This window comes from Streptomyces sp. Tek67B01, from assembly GCF_055231995.1.
Genome location: NZ_JBUYUY010000002.1, coordinates 1 through 14326 on the forward strand (window position 1 = coordinate 1; position 14326 = coordinate 14326).

The 14326-nt window shown below is 67.7% G+C and carries 14 protein-coding genes and 4 pseudogenes; 13 read left to right on the forward strand and 5 right to left on the reverse strand.

Translation table 11 applies throughout. The annotated features are described in order from the left end of the window. The first annotated feature begins 48 nt into the window (after positions 1-48). Positions 49-601: pseudogene (gene tpg / locus ACV7NM_RS33350) on the forward strand (telomere-protecting terminal protein Tpg). A 144-nt stretch (positions 602-745) separates the two neighbouring features. Here the strand turns inward: tpg (ACV7NM_RS33350) and ACV7NM_RS33355 are convergent. Both ACV7NM_RS33355 and ACV7NM_RS33360 read right to left on the reverse strand, forming a co-directional pair. Further along, positions 746-1117 carry a MerR family transcriptional regulator gene (locus ACV7NM_RS33355; RefSeq protein WP_463414474.1) on the reverse strand — a complete coding sequence of 124 codons (372 nt, stop codon included), beginning with the start codon at positions 1115-1117 and terminating at the stop codon, positions 746-748. A 26-nt stretch (positions 1118-1143) separates the two neighbouring features. Beyond that, positions 1144-1911, reverse strand: a complete 768-nt coding sequence (locus ACV7NM_RS33360; RefSeq protein WP_463414167.1) for an SDR family NAD(P)-dependent oxidoreductase — start codon at positions 1909-1911, stop codon at positions 1144-1146. Positions 1912-2441: 530 nt separating this feature from the next. On the opposite strand from ACV7NM_RS33360, the gene ACV7NM_RS33365 reads away from it, so the two are divergent. Then, positions 2442-3938 (forward strand): hypothetical protein, encoded by a 1497-nt coding sequence (locus tag ACV7NM_RS33365; protein WP_463414168.1) that lies wholly within the window; start codon positions 2442-2444, stop codon positions 3936-3938. 137 nt (positions 3939-4075) lie between these two features. Here ACV7NM_RS33365 and ACV7NM_RS33370 read toward each other — a convergent pair whose 3' ends face one another. After that, positions 4076-4717, reverse strand: coding sequence for a hypothetical protein (locus ACV7NM_RS33370; protein WP_463414169.1), 642 nt, complete (start codon positions 4715-4717; stop codon positions 4076-4078). A gap of 261 nt (positions 4718-4978) precedes the next feature. Between ACV7NM_RS33370 and ACV7NM_RS33375 the strand changes: the two genes are divergently transcribed. Next, positions 4979-5692: a hypothetical protein gene (locus tag ACV7NM_RS33375; RefSeq protein ID WP_463414170.1), complete on the forward strand. Its 714-nt coding sequence runs from the start codon at positions 4979-4981 to the stop codon at positions 5690-5692. 261 nt (positions 5693-5953) lie between these two features. Here the strand turns inward: ACV7NM_RS33375 and ACV7NM_RS33380 are convergent, their stop codons facing one another. Beyond that, complete coding sequence (locus tag ACV7NM_RS33380) at positions 5954-6154, reverse strand: hypothetical protein (protein WP_463414171.1); 201 nt, start codon at positions 6152-6154, stop codon at positions 5954-5956. A 581-nt stretch (positions 6155-6735) separates the two neighbouring features. Here ACV7NM_RS33380 and ACV7NM_RS33385 point away from each other — a divergent pair. From ACV7NM_RS33385 to ACV7NM_RS33395, 3 genes are all read left to right on the forward strand, one after another. Further along, entirely contained in the window at positions 6736-7026 is a 291-nt protein-coding gene (locus tag ACV7NM_RS33385) for a hypothetical protein (protein ID WP_463414172.1), read from the forward strand. Beyond that, positions 7020-7856: a hypothetical protein gene (locus ACV7NM_RS33390; protein ID WP_463414173.1), complete on the forward strand. Its 837-nt coding sequence runs from the start codon at positions 7020-7022 to the stop codon at positions 7854-7856. The genes ACV7NM_RS33385 and ACV7NM_RS33390 overlap by 7 nt, the downstream gene beginning before the upstream one ends. 483 nt (positions 7857-8339) lie before the next feature. Continuing rightward, the gene (locus ACV7NM_RS33395) at positions 8340-9281 is read left to right on the forward strand and encodes a hypothetical protein (RefSeq protein WP_463414174.1); all 942 of its coding nucleotides are present in this window, start codon (positions 8340-8342) and stop codon (positions 9279-9281) included. A gap of 472 nt (positions 9282-9753) precedes the next feature. On the opposite strand, the pseudogene ACV7NM_RS33400 reads toward ACV7NM_RS33395, so the two are convergent. Beyond that, positions 9754-9891, reverse strand: a pseudogene (locus ACV7NM_RS33400) (helix-turn-helix domain-containing protein); the annotation flags it as partial. Positions 9892-10016: 125 nt separating this feature from the next. Between ACV7NM_RS33400 and tpg (ACV7NM_RS33405) the strand changes: the two are divergent. From tpg (ACV7NM_RS33405) to ACV7NM_RS33435, 7 genes and pseudogenes are all read left to right on the forward strand, one after another. After that, positions 10017-10562, forward strand: a pseudogene (gene tpg / locus ACV7NM_RS33405) (telomere-protecting terminal protein Tpg). 568 nt (positions 10563-11130) lie between these two features. Then, complete coding sequence (locus ACV7NM_RS33410; RefSeq protein WP_463414175.1) at positions 11131-11427, forward strand: hypothetical protein; 297 nt, start codon at positions 11131-11133, stop codon at positions 11425-11427. Further along, on the forward strand, positions 11427-12080 hold the full coding sequence (locus ACV7NM_RS33415) for a helix-turn-helix domain-containing protein (protein ID WP_463414176.1): 654 nt from the start codon (positions 11427-11429) through the stop codon (positions 12078-12080). The genes ACV7NM_RS33410 and ACV7NM_RS33415 overlap by 1 nt, the downstream gene beginning before the upstream one ends. A gap of 126 nt (positions 12081-12206) precedes the next feature. Then, positions 12207-12344: pseudogene (locus tag ACV7NM_RS33420) on the forward strand (telomere-protecting terminal protein Tpg); the annotation flags it as partial. Positions 12345-12660: 316 nt separating this feature from the next. Further along, positions 12661-12834, forward strand: a complete 174-nt coding sequence (locus tag ACV7NM_RS33425; RefSeq protein ID WP_463414177.1) for a hypothetical protein — start codon at positions 12661-12663, stop codon at positions 12832-12834. 280 nt (positions 12835-13114) lie between these two features. Then, a complete protein-coding gene (locus tag ACV7NM_RS33430; RefSeq protein ID WP_463414178.1) occupies positions 13115-13813 on the forward strand; it encodes a hypothetical protein in 699 nt (232 codons plus the stop codon). Between the two features lie 32 nt (positions 13814-13845). Beyond that, entirely contained in the window at positions 13846-14142 is a 297-nt protein-coding gene (locus ACV7NM_RS33435) for a hypothetical protein (RefSeq protein ID WP_463414179.1), read from the forward strand. Positions 14143-14326 lie beyond the last annotated feature (184 nt).

The window sequence follows — 14326 nt, forward strand, 5'->3', positions numbered from 1 at the left end:
TCGGCCTGGGCGCCGCACCGAGAATGCGAAGGAGTGACTCCGACGGGCATGGTCGACGACAGCCTGACGCGCGCGGACGAGCCCTACTTCACCCGGCCAGCCCCGAAGTCCGCGGGCGCCCAGATACGGTTCCTGGCCAAGCAACTCAAGTCCACCCGCGAGGTGGCCACCCTGCTCGGCATCTCCCAGCGCACCGTCGAGCGCTACCTCAAGAACCAGATCAAGACCCCCCGCCCCGCCCCGACCTCGCCCGGCGCCTGGAGGCGAGGTCCGGCGCCGCTGGCAGCCCTTGGTCCGCAAGCGCGCTCGCGCCCAAGCCGCCCGCGCCACCGGACTGGTCATCGAGACCCGGGCCCGCTTCGGCTTCACCGCCGCGCCCGGCACCACCGACGACGGCCGCATGCGCCGCATCACCCAACATCTCCCCCCGGAGTTCGCCGGACGCCTCTTCGCCGCCCAGGACGCCGGCGCGACCGAGGCGGAACTGCGCGCCATCGCGGCAGAGGGCCTCCAAGAGGTCTACTTCAAGGACAACGGCCGCCGGGCCGACCAGCTGCTGGTGGAGTTCACCGACATCGACTACGTCGATTTCAGCTTCTGAGCTCCCTGCCGATCCGCATAGCCAACCAATTGACATTGAGCCGAAGCACGATAGTTGTCACATAGGCAGGCTTGTTGTCACCGGGAGTGGCCGTTGAGAGCGAAGCGACGCCAAGTACCTGCGGCTATGTGACGAGGCGGGCGGTCAGGCTGCGGGGCGGGTGCGCCCACCGGTTGCCCCTCGCAACGCGGCTTCCAGCCGGTCGCGGGCCTCGGTCTGGGCAGCGATCCGTTGGTTGAGGACGGCCAGCCGTTCCAGCGCGACCCGCAGGCCCTGGTCCGAGGGTGGTGCGGCAGTCACATCGCCATCCAGACAGGGCAGGAACACCCGCACGTCGTCCAGGGTGAGCCCGGCGGCCAGCAGGTGGCGGATGTTGCGGACTCGCACCACGGCCTGCTCGTCGTAGACGCGGTAGCCGTTGGAGGCCCGTTCGGAAGAGATCAGTCCGGCCTGCTCGTAGTGCCGCAGCGCACGAGCGGTCGTTCCAGTTGCCGTGGCCAGCTCACCGATCCGCACCCGTCCCACCTCCCGGGCCACTCCTATCACGCCACGACCGCTCCGCCATCGACCGGGAGTACCACCCCGGTGACGAACGATGCGTCCGGGGCCGCAAGCTGGGTGATCGCCCAGGCCACCTCCTCGGGGCGACCGATCCGGGCCAGCGGGGTGTGCGCCAACTGCCACTCCCGCACTGCGGCCATCCGCTCCGGTGTCAGGCCCTGGTGCTCGCCGATGGGGGTGGCGATCGCGCCGGGGGCGACCGCCACCACCCGAACCCCGCGGGGTGCCAGCTCGACCGCCCAACTGCGAGTCAGCAGCTCCAGAGCGGTCTTGGTCGCCGCATAGACCGAGCTGCCCGGCCAGGCCCGCTGCCCCACTGACGTACTGACGTTGACGATCACCCCGCCCGACGCCTCCAGGAGCGGCAGCGCGGCCTGAGCCAGCAATGTGGGGGCGACGAGGTTGGTAGCAAGCTGAGTCTCGATCATCTCCGGCGTCAGCGTGCCGAGAGCGCCACTGCGCACGATGCCGGCGTTGTTGACCAGAACGTCCAGCCGACCATGCCGCTCCAGCACGGTCCTAAGAATCCGAGAGGGCTCGCCCGCGGCGGTGATATCGGCGGTCAGCGCTGTGATCCGGTCGTTCTCGGCAGCGGTCTCCAGAAGCGGCTCGGCTCGCCGCCCGATCGCGACCACATGGGCGCCCTCGGCGGCGAAGGCGCGAGCGGTCGCCCGGCCGATCCCGGTGCCGGCTCCGGTGACGGCGACGGTCCTGCTGGTCTGCGGTGCGGTGCTGTTCATGCCGGTCATCGTTCAACCCTGCCGCCAGCGGCAAGGTCAAGCAGCGCCTGGCGCGCGGTAGTCACCAACGGCTGTCGCCGCGAACGCAGCGCCGCCAAGTCCTTCCAGCCTCGGCGGCGAGACCCGCCTCACGGTGACAGAAAGACCGCTGAATGAACGCCTGTGACAAGCCGGATGCCTCGTTGGTGACAATCAGGCTGCTTCGGCTGTCCCCATTCACCAGCTCAGCCGGTCCCGCTGGTGACAACTCTTGAGCTTCGGCTCAGACATGTCCGACGCGAAGTAGGTGACACAGAGCCACGCAGGCCGTCACCAGGGCTCGACGCCGTCTCTGACCGCCAAGACAGTCTGGGGCCTGAGCATCAGCTCTCCCCCACGAGGCTCGTGTGTCCTTGCTGTGGGTGAGCTGGGCTCGGATATTTCCTGGCTCCTGGCAGCAGCCGGCGGTAGGTCTACTGTGGTGCCGGGCATTTAATACCGCTGCCGGTGCGGCCGAAAAAGGGGAGGCACCCGGTGGGCAGAGGAAGGAGCATGAGGGCGTGGCTCCCAATCTGTACAACCGGCCGGTGAAGGATGAGGAGTACCGGCAGCGCATCCGCCGCCACCGGCCAGGTTCCTTGCTGCCGCTAGTGGCTGCGGCGTCCGCGCAGTACCGCACGCCCGACGAATGGCTCACCAGCCCGTACCGGGTGTACACGCCGTGGGCGCTGGCCGACGTGGCCAGGGTCGCGGTGGCCTACGGCACGGACTTTTGTCGCACTGCGGCGACCGAGCGGGACTTGTTGGAGATCCTCGCCGCATATGCTTCCTTGGACGGCAGGTTGGGACATCCACCTGAGGCGGACCCGTCCAGAGGGTTACGTCCTTTCATGCTGCGCATCGCAGGCCAGCAGCTGACCTGGCAAACCGAGGACAAGGCGACGTTGGCCCGCACCGCGGCACTGCTGTGCCACACGCGGGCCGAAAAGCCGCTGCGCTGCATCACGGCCGGCTGGGACCGCGCTCTGTACGGCTGCTCGTTTTCCGACTACGTCGGCGTTGCACAGCTCGTCTGGGGCGCGGCACTGACCTGCTCCGGCCGTTTCGACATGTCCCTCTTCAACACGCCCGACGGCGAGATGATCGCCCGGCACACCTCTCCAGAGCTGGCACAGCGGATCGTGGAGTCACACTTCGCCATCGACAAGGCCACCTTCAAGACCCACGAACGGCAGAGCACCTCCCGGACCCGAGATGCGCAGTTGCGGCGGTTTACCTACAACCCGCTCCGTGGCCGGCCGGCCCTCGCCGACTTCGGTCCCGGCTACCTGTGCCCGAGCCCGCAAATGGTGTGGGCCAAAGCCAGCCCGTTGGGGGTGTACTTCGCTGGTCTGGAGCACTTCGGAACTGGTTTCGCCGAAGATCTCGGCCATCTCTTCGAGCAATATATCGGGCAGCAGCTACGCCTGCTGCCCGACGCCGACGTACGGCCCGAGATCCCGTATCGGGTCGGCCGCGACCTGCGGCACAGCGTTGACTGGATCGCCATCTTCGACGACCTGGTTCTTCTGGTCGAAGTGAAGTCCGCGATCCCTACCGAGTCGATCCGCCTCGGCACCGCCGAGGCGATGGACGACCATACAAGGAAACTCGCCAAGGCATACCGGCAGATCGACGCCACCGCAGCGCTCATCGCGGAGGCGAACCCGGCCTTCCGTCATATACCGAACGACCGCCCCATCCTCGGCCTGGCGGTGACCTTGGAACCCTTCCACATGGTCAACGCACCATTTGTTCGGTCCTTCCTGCCTGACACCAATGTCCCCGTTACCACCGTCAGCGCGGACGAGATTGAGGACCTGGTCACCCTCGCCGACACCTCAGCTTCAAGCCTCCTGCTGGAGCGGGCAGCCGACGTCGAACGCTCCACATGGTCGTTGCGCTCTCTCCTTCGAGGTCACCGCCGACGCGACAACCCGGTCCTCGAGGCAGGTTGGACCACTTACCCCTGGGCATCGGCGAACCGGAATGTCCGGACCGATACATCCTCTCCGTGAAGAGGTCACAGTCCGCAGAACCGCTGCTCGACCTCGGCTTGCTCGCCCCTGGACGCACCACCGGTGACAGAAAGGCTGCCGAACGAGCATTTGTGACAAGACCTATGCCTCACTGGTGACAATCAGGCTGCTTCGGCCTATCGAACGCCCCGGTCCGAACGACGGCCCGCCGCTTTCTGGGCCGGGGACGTGTTACGGGCTTTGCCATGGTCGAGTGGAGTCAGTGAGTGCAGTGTGTGCAGGAGGCGCCAGCGAAGGTGTGGTCGGCTGATGCGATGTCGCGCCCGGTGAGTTGGTTTGGCTGCCGCATCCAGTGTTGCCGACAGTGGGTTCCGGGTGGTGGAGAAGCGGTACGGACTCCCACTGTCGATGAACTTGTCTACCGACCGCGCGTACTTTCCGGGTTCCCGTAGGTAGAGGTTCTGGGCCCGGCTTTTGCCCTGCCAGTTCTCGACGTCCTTCGCCCAGCGCTCTTCGGCCTCGGCCTCGGTGATGTGGAAGTACTTCGAGATGGTTTCCCAGCTTGTTCCGCGGACGCGTTCGGCGATCACCGCTGCCCGGACGAGGTTCTCTGTGGCGTATACGACGTTCGTGGCCCTGTGGACGTAATCACCGGCGACCGCGAGGTCCTCCCCCAGTAGTTCCGCGAGGGCGAGCGCACGTCCGGCGACGTCCTCCGCTTCCCGGCCCAGGGTGATTCGGGCTACATCGGAGGTGGTGAACCCTTGCGCGGGCAAGGTAGTCGGGTCCATCCAAACCGTAGTTATCTCGTCACTCATGGTGATGATGGTAGTGCCGGGCGGATCCGGATGAGACCGCCCCAGGGCGGCGGGGGTGGGAGTACCAGGAGGATTTTCCTTCCCTTCTTCCCTTTCTCTCCATCCCCCTCGCTATCACCTCCTGGCCGGGTGTGCCTTCAGCCACTCCCCGCCAGAACCAGCCACCAGCCCTCCTGTACCGCATCCGCCCGCCACCATGAGGTGATCCCCACCCGACCAACCGCCTGCCGCACGGCACGCCGAAAGGGGCCACAGCACCAGATGAGGGACCAGTACGAGAGTTACGTGTTCGACCATTCCAGGGGCTGGATGAGCCTGGACATCTACTACGAGCCTGGCCTCAACGTCGCCACGCTCCACAACACCGGCCATATCTCCGTGAGGCAGGGTGACAGCCGCTACGCCGACACCTGGATCGACCGGCTTCAGGACTGCAGGCCCATCGCGCTGCACACGTTCCTCGTGGAGGACGAGAAGATCCCGGCCCTGTTCCAGCCCTGCGTCTATGAAGACAGGGACAGCCCGTCCGCCGTCGGTGGCAGCGGTTGCCTGTGCCGAAAGTCCATGGCCGACCCGATCACCGGCCTGCCCGTCGTCCGCGAGCACTACCGCACCCGCAGCGGCAACATCGAGAGCTGGACCTACAAGACGATCACCAGCCGTGGCTTGCCCGAGGGAAGGACCGCCCGCAGCCTGATCGTCGACAAGCGCGAGTTCTGGATGAGGGACGACGAGTCCGAGCTCCACTTCCTGCCCCGCACCGACTCCTCCGGCTACGGCATTGGCTACGGCGGAGGCGGTCCCTACGCCCTCTGCCAGATGATCGAGCAGCTGGTCGAATCGGACGGCGCCAACTCCACCCCCGTCCGCTGGCGCGACAAGCCCAACGGGGCGCTCGCCGCGTGGGCTCGCAACAATGAGATCAGCCACCAGGGCGAGTACACGATCAAGGAACTCCGCTCCTTGATCCGCTAACCCCCCGCCACACGTCGCGGCCGCCCTTGTGGCTTCCGGGCCACCACACCCCTTCACATCAAGGAGCAGCAGCATGCTCCCTGTGCTGGTGACTGCCACTGGTGAGTGACTGGTGACTGCCGGCAGTGAGCTTTTCGGTGAGTAGCCGAAGCCTGCCGGTGACGCCTGCTACGCGCACCGTGCAGGGCGGTGTGCGCCGTCGCGCACCCGGTTGTGGCCTGGCGGAGGGCGGGGTGTTCGGCGCGCACCGCTGTGCTGGGGTCAGTCGCGGTCGCGGCCCGCGGTGGTGCCGGGGCCGAGGGCGCGCCGGCCGCTGACGGCCTGGTGGTGTGCCTCGACGTCGGCCTGGGCGGGCGGGGGCATGTCGGTGCCCTCGGCGGCGAGTCGGGCCCGGCGCCCGCCCGGGGCCGGGGCGTCGGTGGTGGGGCGGGGGCCGGTGCCCAGCGGGCGGCGCTCGATCATGCGGCCAGTCTCCCGGCGCCCGGCCCGTCCCGGTCAACTGGGGGGAACCTGGAGGGGGAAGCCTGGGGGGAAGCCTCGGGGGAAACCTGGGGGGTACGCCTCGGGGGAAGCCTAGGGGGAAGGCGTATTTCCGAGGGTTCTGCATTTTGCCTGGTCAGAGCACGTTTTGAGGCTGGTGAGTAGCCGGACTTATATGTCTGGAGGGGTAGGAGGGTGCTGCGCCGGCTGGTGTTGGGCGGGGTGCCCGGACGGCCTGTGACGTGCGGTGGGTGTCGCTCCGGTGGCGGGATCATCGGCGGCTCGGGAGGCTCGGGTGCGGGTTACGGGGTTACGGGCGATCGGTGCGGCGGCGGGCCTGGTCCTGGTCCTGGTGCTGGCGGGCTGCGGGAGTCCTGAGACGGACGCGAAACCGGCTGTGGGGCCGTCTGCGGCGCCCGCGTCGTCGGCTGCGTCTGATCCTCAGGCGGGGGAGCGGGCGGCCGTCCTGGCCGCGTACAGGGGGATGTCGGCGCGCCGAGGAGCGCTCGTACGCGGCGGCGAAGCTGGATCCGGAGCTGGCGCGGTACGCCACGGACAAGGCGTTGGCGGACATCCAGGCGACCGTGTTCTGGCACCAGCGGGACGGCACGACGATGCGCGGAACGCTCAAGCGCACGCCGGTGGTCTCGACGCTGGACACCGCCTCGGACCCGTTGCGGGCGACCGTGACGGACTGCGCCGACACCGGCGACTACAACGAGATCAAGGCTGACGGGTCCCTGGTGCCGTACTCGGGCTCGCGGCGGCACGTGGTCACCTCGACCGTCCAGCGCACGAAAGCCGGCTCCTGGCTGGTCTACACGTCCACGATCGAGCGGGACCGGACGTGTTGAGCCGGCCCCGCCTCGGCGCGGCCGTGCTCGCGGCTGGGCTGCTCTGGGCGGTCGCGGCGCCGTTCGCGGTCGCGGGCGGCCCCGGCGGCGGCGTGGCATGCCCACCGAAGAAGCTCAACTGCGAAATCACAGCTCAGGACCCGGGCAAGCCCGGCGTGGGCAAGCCTGCCGGGGGGTTGGGCAAGCCTCCCTCCGAGGGAGGCTTGCCCTCGTGTGCGATCGACGGGCAGGAGGTGCCGTGCTCGACGCCGGAGATGGGGCGGTTCAGCTCGGCGGACTCCTGCTACTGGAAGCAGACCGAGGGCCCCGCTGGCGGCTTGCCCGCCGGGTTCAACGCCGGCGCGCCAGCAGGTTGGCGGCCCGGCGATCCGGGTGGGTCGTTGTACTTGGTGACCTGCCCCACCGGTGACGGGGATGTCCGCGGCGGCATCCGCTGGTCTCCGACCGGCCCGGCCGGGGGCGGCGTCGACGTCCAGGCGCTCGCGCACCAGGCAGTCGAGGAGCTGCGCCTGGAGGGTCCGGACATCGGGATCGTGCCGTTCCCGACCGGGCGCGGGATCGTCGGCATGCCCGTGTGGATGTGGAACAAGCCGGGGCCGACCCGGACCGGGCCGACGTCGGCGTCCGCGTCGGCCGGCTCGGTCACCGTCACCGCCACCGCCCGCCCTGGGGAGTTCTGGGCGCCGAGGATGGGCCAGCTACGCCAGCGCCTCGGCCGGTGGCTTCTCGGTGACCGGCCCGCCCGGTGTGGAGGAGGAGACGCCGGACGAGGAAGTGGCGGGGGAGGTCCGTCATCTGCCCGAGCGGATCTGATGCCCGAGCGGATCTGAATCGTGTGTGCCGCGCGGCCTCTGTGGGAGCCCGCCCGGACAACTGGCTGCGTAGGTTTCAAGCTCACCAACAAAGCCAGCCCCCTGCCCCCGTGCCTTCGGTGTGGGTCCGATGGGTTGTTGAAGAGGGTCCCAACCGTCACTCACTAGTGACCAGACTGGCCGCAGCCAAGGACGGTCAAACCGAGATGCGAAAGCGAAGATTCTGGGCCAGAATCGAATTGAGCCCTGCGCTCGTGTGGGCCATGTTCGCAGACAACGCGCTGCCCACGAAAATTTAGGCTGCCTACCTCGTCTGCTGATGATTGCACATTGGGACGCCACCCTATGGAATGCCTCTGCGATTAACTGCACAATAGGCCACAGTGCGGCCAATTGCCGGCCATCAAGTTCTCGGATTACGGCACTCGCGGGCGCATATTCTGAATCGCTAATTACGTGCCAGCCGCGATGAATTTAAGACCTTGGCCTTAAGGAGGAACCGTGCGCCTACACCTGTACGCGAGTAAAAAGTTCGCCGCAGCGTCGGCCGCAGCTCTTCTCGCAGCCGGCCTACTGTCGCCCGCCGCCGCAGCCAGCTCAAATATGACAGAGAAGGCGCCATGCTACTTCACCCCCTATGGCTTGATCGGCATGACGTGGCTAGAGGGCGGTAACGTCGGAAAGCTATCCGGTCAAAGGACAGAGGTGTTCGAAGACAGGTTGAAGTGCGCGATCAATGAGGAGCACGACTTCCCGAATCGCAATGGAAGAATCCAGGATTTCGAGAATGGGCAAGTGGCCTGGTCGCCCGATCAAGCGCCAGCGATGACAATCTGGACCATTAAGCGGGGTAATCAGATCCATGTTCACTGGAACACCAACAGTGATTACGGGTATGATTTTTTCATAATACGTTGGGACAGGGATGGGCAAAATATTGGCCAGAAGGACATTTCTGGCAACCATGATGGTTGGTGGACATTCACTTTCAATGATCCCGGATGGTATTCGTTCGTCGTAGAAGGATGCGACCATGGGACCTTCGGAGCAAAGTGCCGCCACGGCTGGACAATTCCAGTGGGGGAAAGAATCGAACCCCAACCTCCGCCGCCTCCCCCTCCCCCTCCTCCGCCTTCGCCGTCCCATCCTCGTCTGCACGTGATAACCCGGGGCTCGGGCGAAAAAAGCATATTTTTCGTGGTCGGTACCGGATTTATGTCGAACCAGCAAGTGACCATTCGGGGAGCCCGGGTCGGTCCCGATGGCGTCTTCAATTACTACTGGACGAAAAAATCGAGAGAAAATGGATTGCTGACCGTACCCCTCCAGATCCCGTGTGTCCCAGGCGTGAAAATCACTTTCTCTGCGACCGACGGCCGGCACGACCCGACCGATCACACCGGTAACCTCTGGAGCGATACCGCCCAAGCCACCTGCCTCTGATCCCGCGGGTTGAGCCGTTCGTCAAGGATAGGAAGTGTTCGGAGCGCTTGACTCGTAGCCTGCCGCCTCATTGCGCGACGACGACGCCCCGCCCGGTTGTCCGGGCGGGGCGTACGGGTGCGTGAGGGGTCAGGTTCGGGGCTCGGGGTCGTCGAGGGCGCTGAGGACGTCGACGGCGGCCCCCAAGTCCGGCTAGGGCTTGAGAGCGGCGCGCTCCGGTGCGGGCATCAGCGCCGTCACCGTCCGCTGGAGGTCCGCGATGTGCTCCGCCCGGTCCGCCAACTACCGGCGCAGGTGCTCGGCCTCCGCCTCCGCGAGTTGCCGCCCGTGCTCGGCCCGGATGCGGTCCAGTTCGGCGTGCAAGGCCCGGGTCCTGGCCGTCACCCGGGGCCACCAGAGCGGCCGGGGTCTCGGCGGCCTGGTCCGCCGGGGCGGGGGCATTGAGCCGGAAGCCAGCGCTCAGCAAGGCGTCCACCGGGATCAGCCAGCCGCGCTTGGGGTCCTCCACCGCACCAGGCAGGTCACCGGCATCGCGGCGGCGGCGGATCGTGGTGCGGCTGACGCCGCACGCGTCGGCGGCCTCCCGCTGGGTCAACATCGGGCGGGTCATGCACCGCCACGCACCCGCAGGGCAGGGCGACCCACCCCCCGGCCCCCAGGACCCGCTCGACCGCACCACCACGAAACGATCATGATTTCTGTCCCACAAGTGTGGGACAGAAATGAGGGGGACAGATGGGCATCGTCGGAGACAGTCTCGACCGCGCCGCCCAGGCCGCGTTCACCCGCCCCATCCCGCGCAGCGCGGGCGCGTAGATGCGCTACCTGGTCAAGCAGCACCGCGGCTCCACCAAAGCGGTGGCCGGCCTGCTGGGCATCTCCCAGCGCACCGTCGAACGGTACGTACGGGACCAGATCAGGAAGCCGAAGCCAGCCCTTGCCGACCGGATGGCGGCCGAGGTCCGGCGCCGGTGGCAGCCCCAAGTCCGCCGACGCGCCCGACAGCAGACCGGACTCGTCATCGAGACCCGCGCCCGGTTCGGGTTCACCGCCGCCCCCGGCACCACGGACGACGGCCGGATGCGCCGCATCACCCAACACCTCCCACCGCAGTTCGCCGGCCGACTGCTCGCCGCCCAGGACGCCGGCGCCTCCGAGACCGAGCTCCAGGCGCTCGCCGCCGAAGGACTCCAAGAGGTCTACTTCAAGGACGGCGGCGGCCGCGCCCAAGGGCTGCTGGTGGAGTTCACCGACATCGACTACGTCGACGTGGCTCTCTGACCGCCGAGGTGCGGGAACGCGAAGAGCCCGCGTCATCGACGCGGGCTCCGGCATACATCGTGAGATGTGTCACACAGGGTGGTCGAATCTGCTGCGAACAGACCGACCCAGCAAACCGTCCGGGCTAGGGAGCGGCTTCGAGACCCAGTCTCCGCCCAGGATTTTAAAATATCCCCTCTCCCGGACGCTCCCGGACGTTTCCGGACAGCAGATCGGCCAGCTGAGGACGCCACCCCTGGTGGACGACGTGGAACTCGGTCCGCTGCGCGGACGCTTCCGGACGCCAGCGGACACCCCGCCAGACGCTTCCGACTGCCTGCGGACGGTTTCGGAAACGCCGACAGCAGACTCGCGTCTATCGCTCCTGACGCAGCATCGTTTCTGCCTACCGGAGCCGTCTGTTCCTCTTCACTCACGTGAACTCCGGTCGTAATAACGCACGTTGTGTACAACCCGTCGCTCGTTGCATGCTGAGAGCGCGGTCGCCGATCGGCCGCAGGGGCCCTGCGAAAGCCCTTTGCACCACACCGTCCGGGCTATCAGGCACAACGTCAGGAGTGGCTTCTCTATGTTTTGGCTTCCCGCACCGGGAGGCGGCTGGGTCCTCCAGCCGACCGACTCGGTCCCCCAGGGCTGCGTCATCACCGCTGGCACCCCCCGCGGATTCGGCTTCGAGACTTCTGTTCGCACGACCGTCGCCGTCGTCGCGGCCCTCGTGATGCTGTGGCTGTGCGCATACGGTCACACCATCGAGGTTGCTGGCGCCGTGCTCGCCGCCATGCTCATCGAGGCGATCACGAGCACCATCACGCGCACGGTGCGCACCCTCCGCAAGGCGCTCGCTCCGACCGGAGGTGCGGCCTGATGGCGGAATTGCCTGTGTACGCCCGGATGCTGTATTCGCTTCGCCATAGAGCCAAGCTCTCGCGGGCACAGGTTGCTGCACGGGCCCAGGTGTCGGCGACATCGCTGATGCGATGGGAGCAGGGTGTCGGAACCCCGCCGCCTGTGGAGGCCCTGATTAAGGTGCTCAAAGCACTGAACGCCTCCCCGGAGGACGCGCAGGAGGTTCTCGAGCAAGCCTCCCAGGCTCGAATCGCCCCGCGTCACGGCGAGGCGCTGTTTTCGCTCCCGCAGGTTGACGAGCGGATCCAGCAGCCCAGACGTGTCGAGCGGATGGTGCCTTTCGTGCCGGCGTCCCAGTCCGGCAAGCCTGACCCGTTTCCGATCACCACCCCGGTGGAGCTTGCGGAGGCTCTCAACGCGGTGCACATCTGGGCCGGCAGCCCGTCGCTTCGCACGATGCAGGACGCCAGCAACGGGGTCCTGCGCCGCACCACCATCAGCGACATGTTGAGCACCAAGAAGGTCGAGGAGACGCAGAAAATTCCCGACTTGGACCGGTGCATCGCCTTCGTGAGGCTGTGCGGCATCCGTGACATCGAGGAGTGGGTGGCCGCCTGGCGGCGACTGAAGGCCCGACAGCGCCCCCAGGCCGGGGGCTGGCTCAAGCTCTGACAGGAGTCCCGGTCCGGAGCGCCAGCGAGGACCGCTGGTACGTGCCACAGCGCGGGGCCGCCACCACATCGGTAGCGGCCCCACTTTGTCGTACGCGGCACCCCACGCGCCCGGACGCTCGTAGACGGCGCGTCCGAGGCCGAGCTCCAGGCGCTCGCCGCCGCCGAGGGGGTGCAGGAGGTCTACTTTCGCGACGGGGGCGCCCGCGCCCAAGGACTGCTGGTCGAGTTCACCGACATCGACTACGTCGACGTGGCCCTGTGACCGCCCGACCCCCCACCACCTGTGACGTGTCTCACATCGAGACGGATTGCGGGTCTAACCCCTCGCTGTGATCCAGAGCCCCATCCATGCCTGACCTGTCGTCAAAATCGCAGGTCAGGGCCTTGGGTGGGGCTTTTTTGTGCCTCGGGTTGAGCAGGGTTGCGGGGCTAACCCCCGCCTCCTCCAGAGTCCGGATGGGGCAAAGCCCGCGCCGCCTGTCGTGTCGGAGCCCGTCAGTCCGAGACGTAAGCGGTGCCGGGACTTCATGCTCCGCCCGCCTGTGTGCCAACCGGCACCCGAACCCCGAGGGGGAACCATGTCCAAGCTCGCTCTGCTCGTCGTGCTGCTCGTCGTCGTCACCGGCGCCCTGGCGCTTGGCGCCGTGGTCTACGTCACCTACCGGCACCCGCGGTTGGCCACGCCGCTCACGGTCGGCGGCACTTTCGCGGCCGCGTTCGTCGGCGCCCTGGCCCTCGTGGTCACGCGTTGACCGCCCGACCCCCGGGGCTGTATCGCGTGGTACAGCCCCGGGCGGCCCGCCCCACTGGGAGCCGAGCCGTCACGGACGCCGAAGTGCCCCCGCCCCACTGGGGCCGGCCCGGCCCCCGGCTCACCCGCACGAGTGAATCTCTCCCTCGCGTACGCGGGCGCAGCAGAGGTGCATACACCCCAACTGCGCCTACTAGGTGGCGACTCGACAACTTTCGGGACGTATCAGCATCTTTCGGTCACCGCCCAGAGCGGGCGGTGCCGAGAGAGAGGAGTTCCCGATGGGCAAGACGCCGCGCACCGTGTACGACGAGGGCCAGGCCGCCGCCCGACTGGGGGTTCGCCGGGCCACGTTCAGGTGGGCCCGCCACACCGGGGTGGTGCCGGCCCCGGACGCCGGCCCGGGGACGTGGTCCAGGGCCGCGCTGGAGGCAATCGACGCCGACGCGGTCCGCGCCGCTCTCCCCGGCGATCCGCTCACCGGCTACGGCGCGTCCCTGGTTCTGGGAGAGGCGCTGTCCTCACGGCCGCCACAGGAACCCGTCGTCCAGGTCGCGGTGAGCGTCGCCACGGTGCGGGAGCTGGCCACGGCCGGCTACCTCACCGACCTCTCCGGCGACCCGAACCAACCGCTGTTCCACCCCGCCGAGGTGGCCGCCCTCGCAGCCCGCCCCGACCTCCGGCAGCTACGAGACACGCTCGCCCCCCTCGGCCCCAACGAGGCCGCCGCCCGCCTCGGCGTACGCCGCAGCGACTGGGACCACGTGGTGCGCCTCGGGTGGGTCCGCCCCGCTCAAGAGGTCAGGGTCAAGTTGGGGGCAGCCCGCGGCGGCACGGTGCGGATCTCGCTCTACCGAGCTGGCGACATCGACCGCATCCCCGAAGATCACCCGGAAGTGGACTGGCCGACCCTGCGCACCCTCGGCAAGGGCCGGCGCTCACAGCTCGCACGTCTCGCCGCGTCCGGGGCAGACCGGTGACCGGCGGGTGGGAGCACGGGCGCTACCGCGACATGGACGCCTACCTGGGCCCGGCGATCGGGGAGGCCCTGCGCCGAGCGCACTTCGCAGGCATCCGGTACCTCGCGGTTGCCCACCTCCGGGCGGATCACGGCCGGGTGCGATTCACCGTCATCAACACATCGGACCGCTACATCATTCACACCGCCGAATATCAGGCCGACAAATTCCACCCCAGGACGGCAGCAATCCGGTTGCAGCAGGAGGGATATGGGACCGTTCTTTGGGAGGAATGTGAGCCGGATTGTTGGACGGCTTTGGCAATTCCTGAACCGCCCGAGGAGTGGTGAATCCCGCGACGCCGGAATTTCTCGATCCTGTCTGATGGTTCATCAGGTTGGGGTGGTGGGTTCCTGGGTGGGGTGGGTGGTGGGTGTTGGACGCCGGTGTGGGGGTGTTGGGTCCCTGGGTGGGGTGTTGGGTGTCTGTGCAGCTCAGAGGCGTGTAGGCGGGCGTCCAGGGACGTTCAGGGAC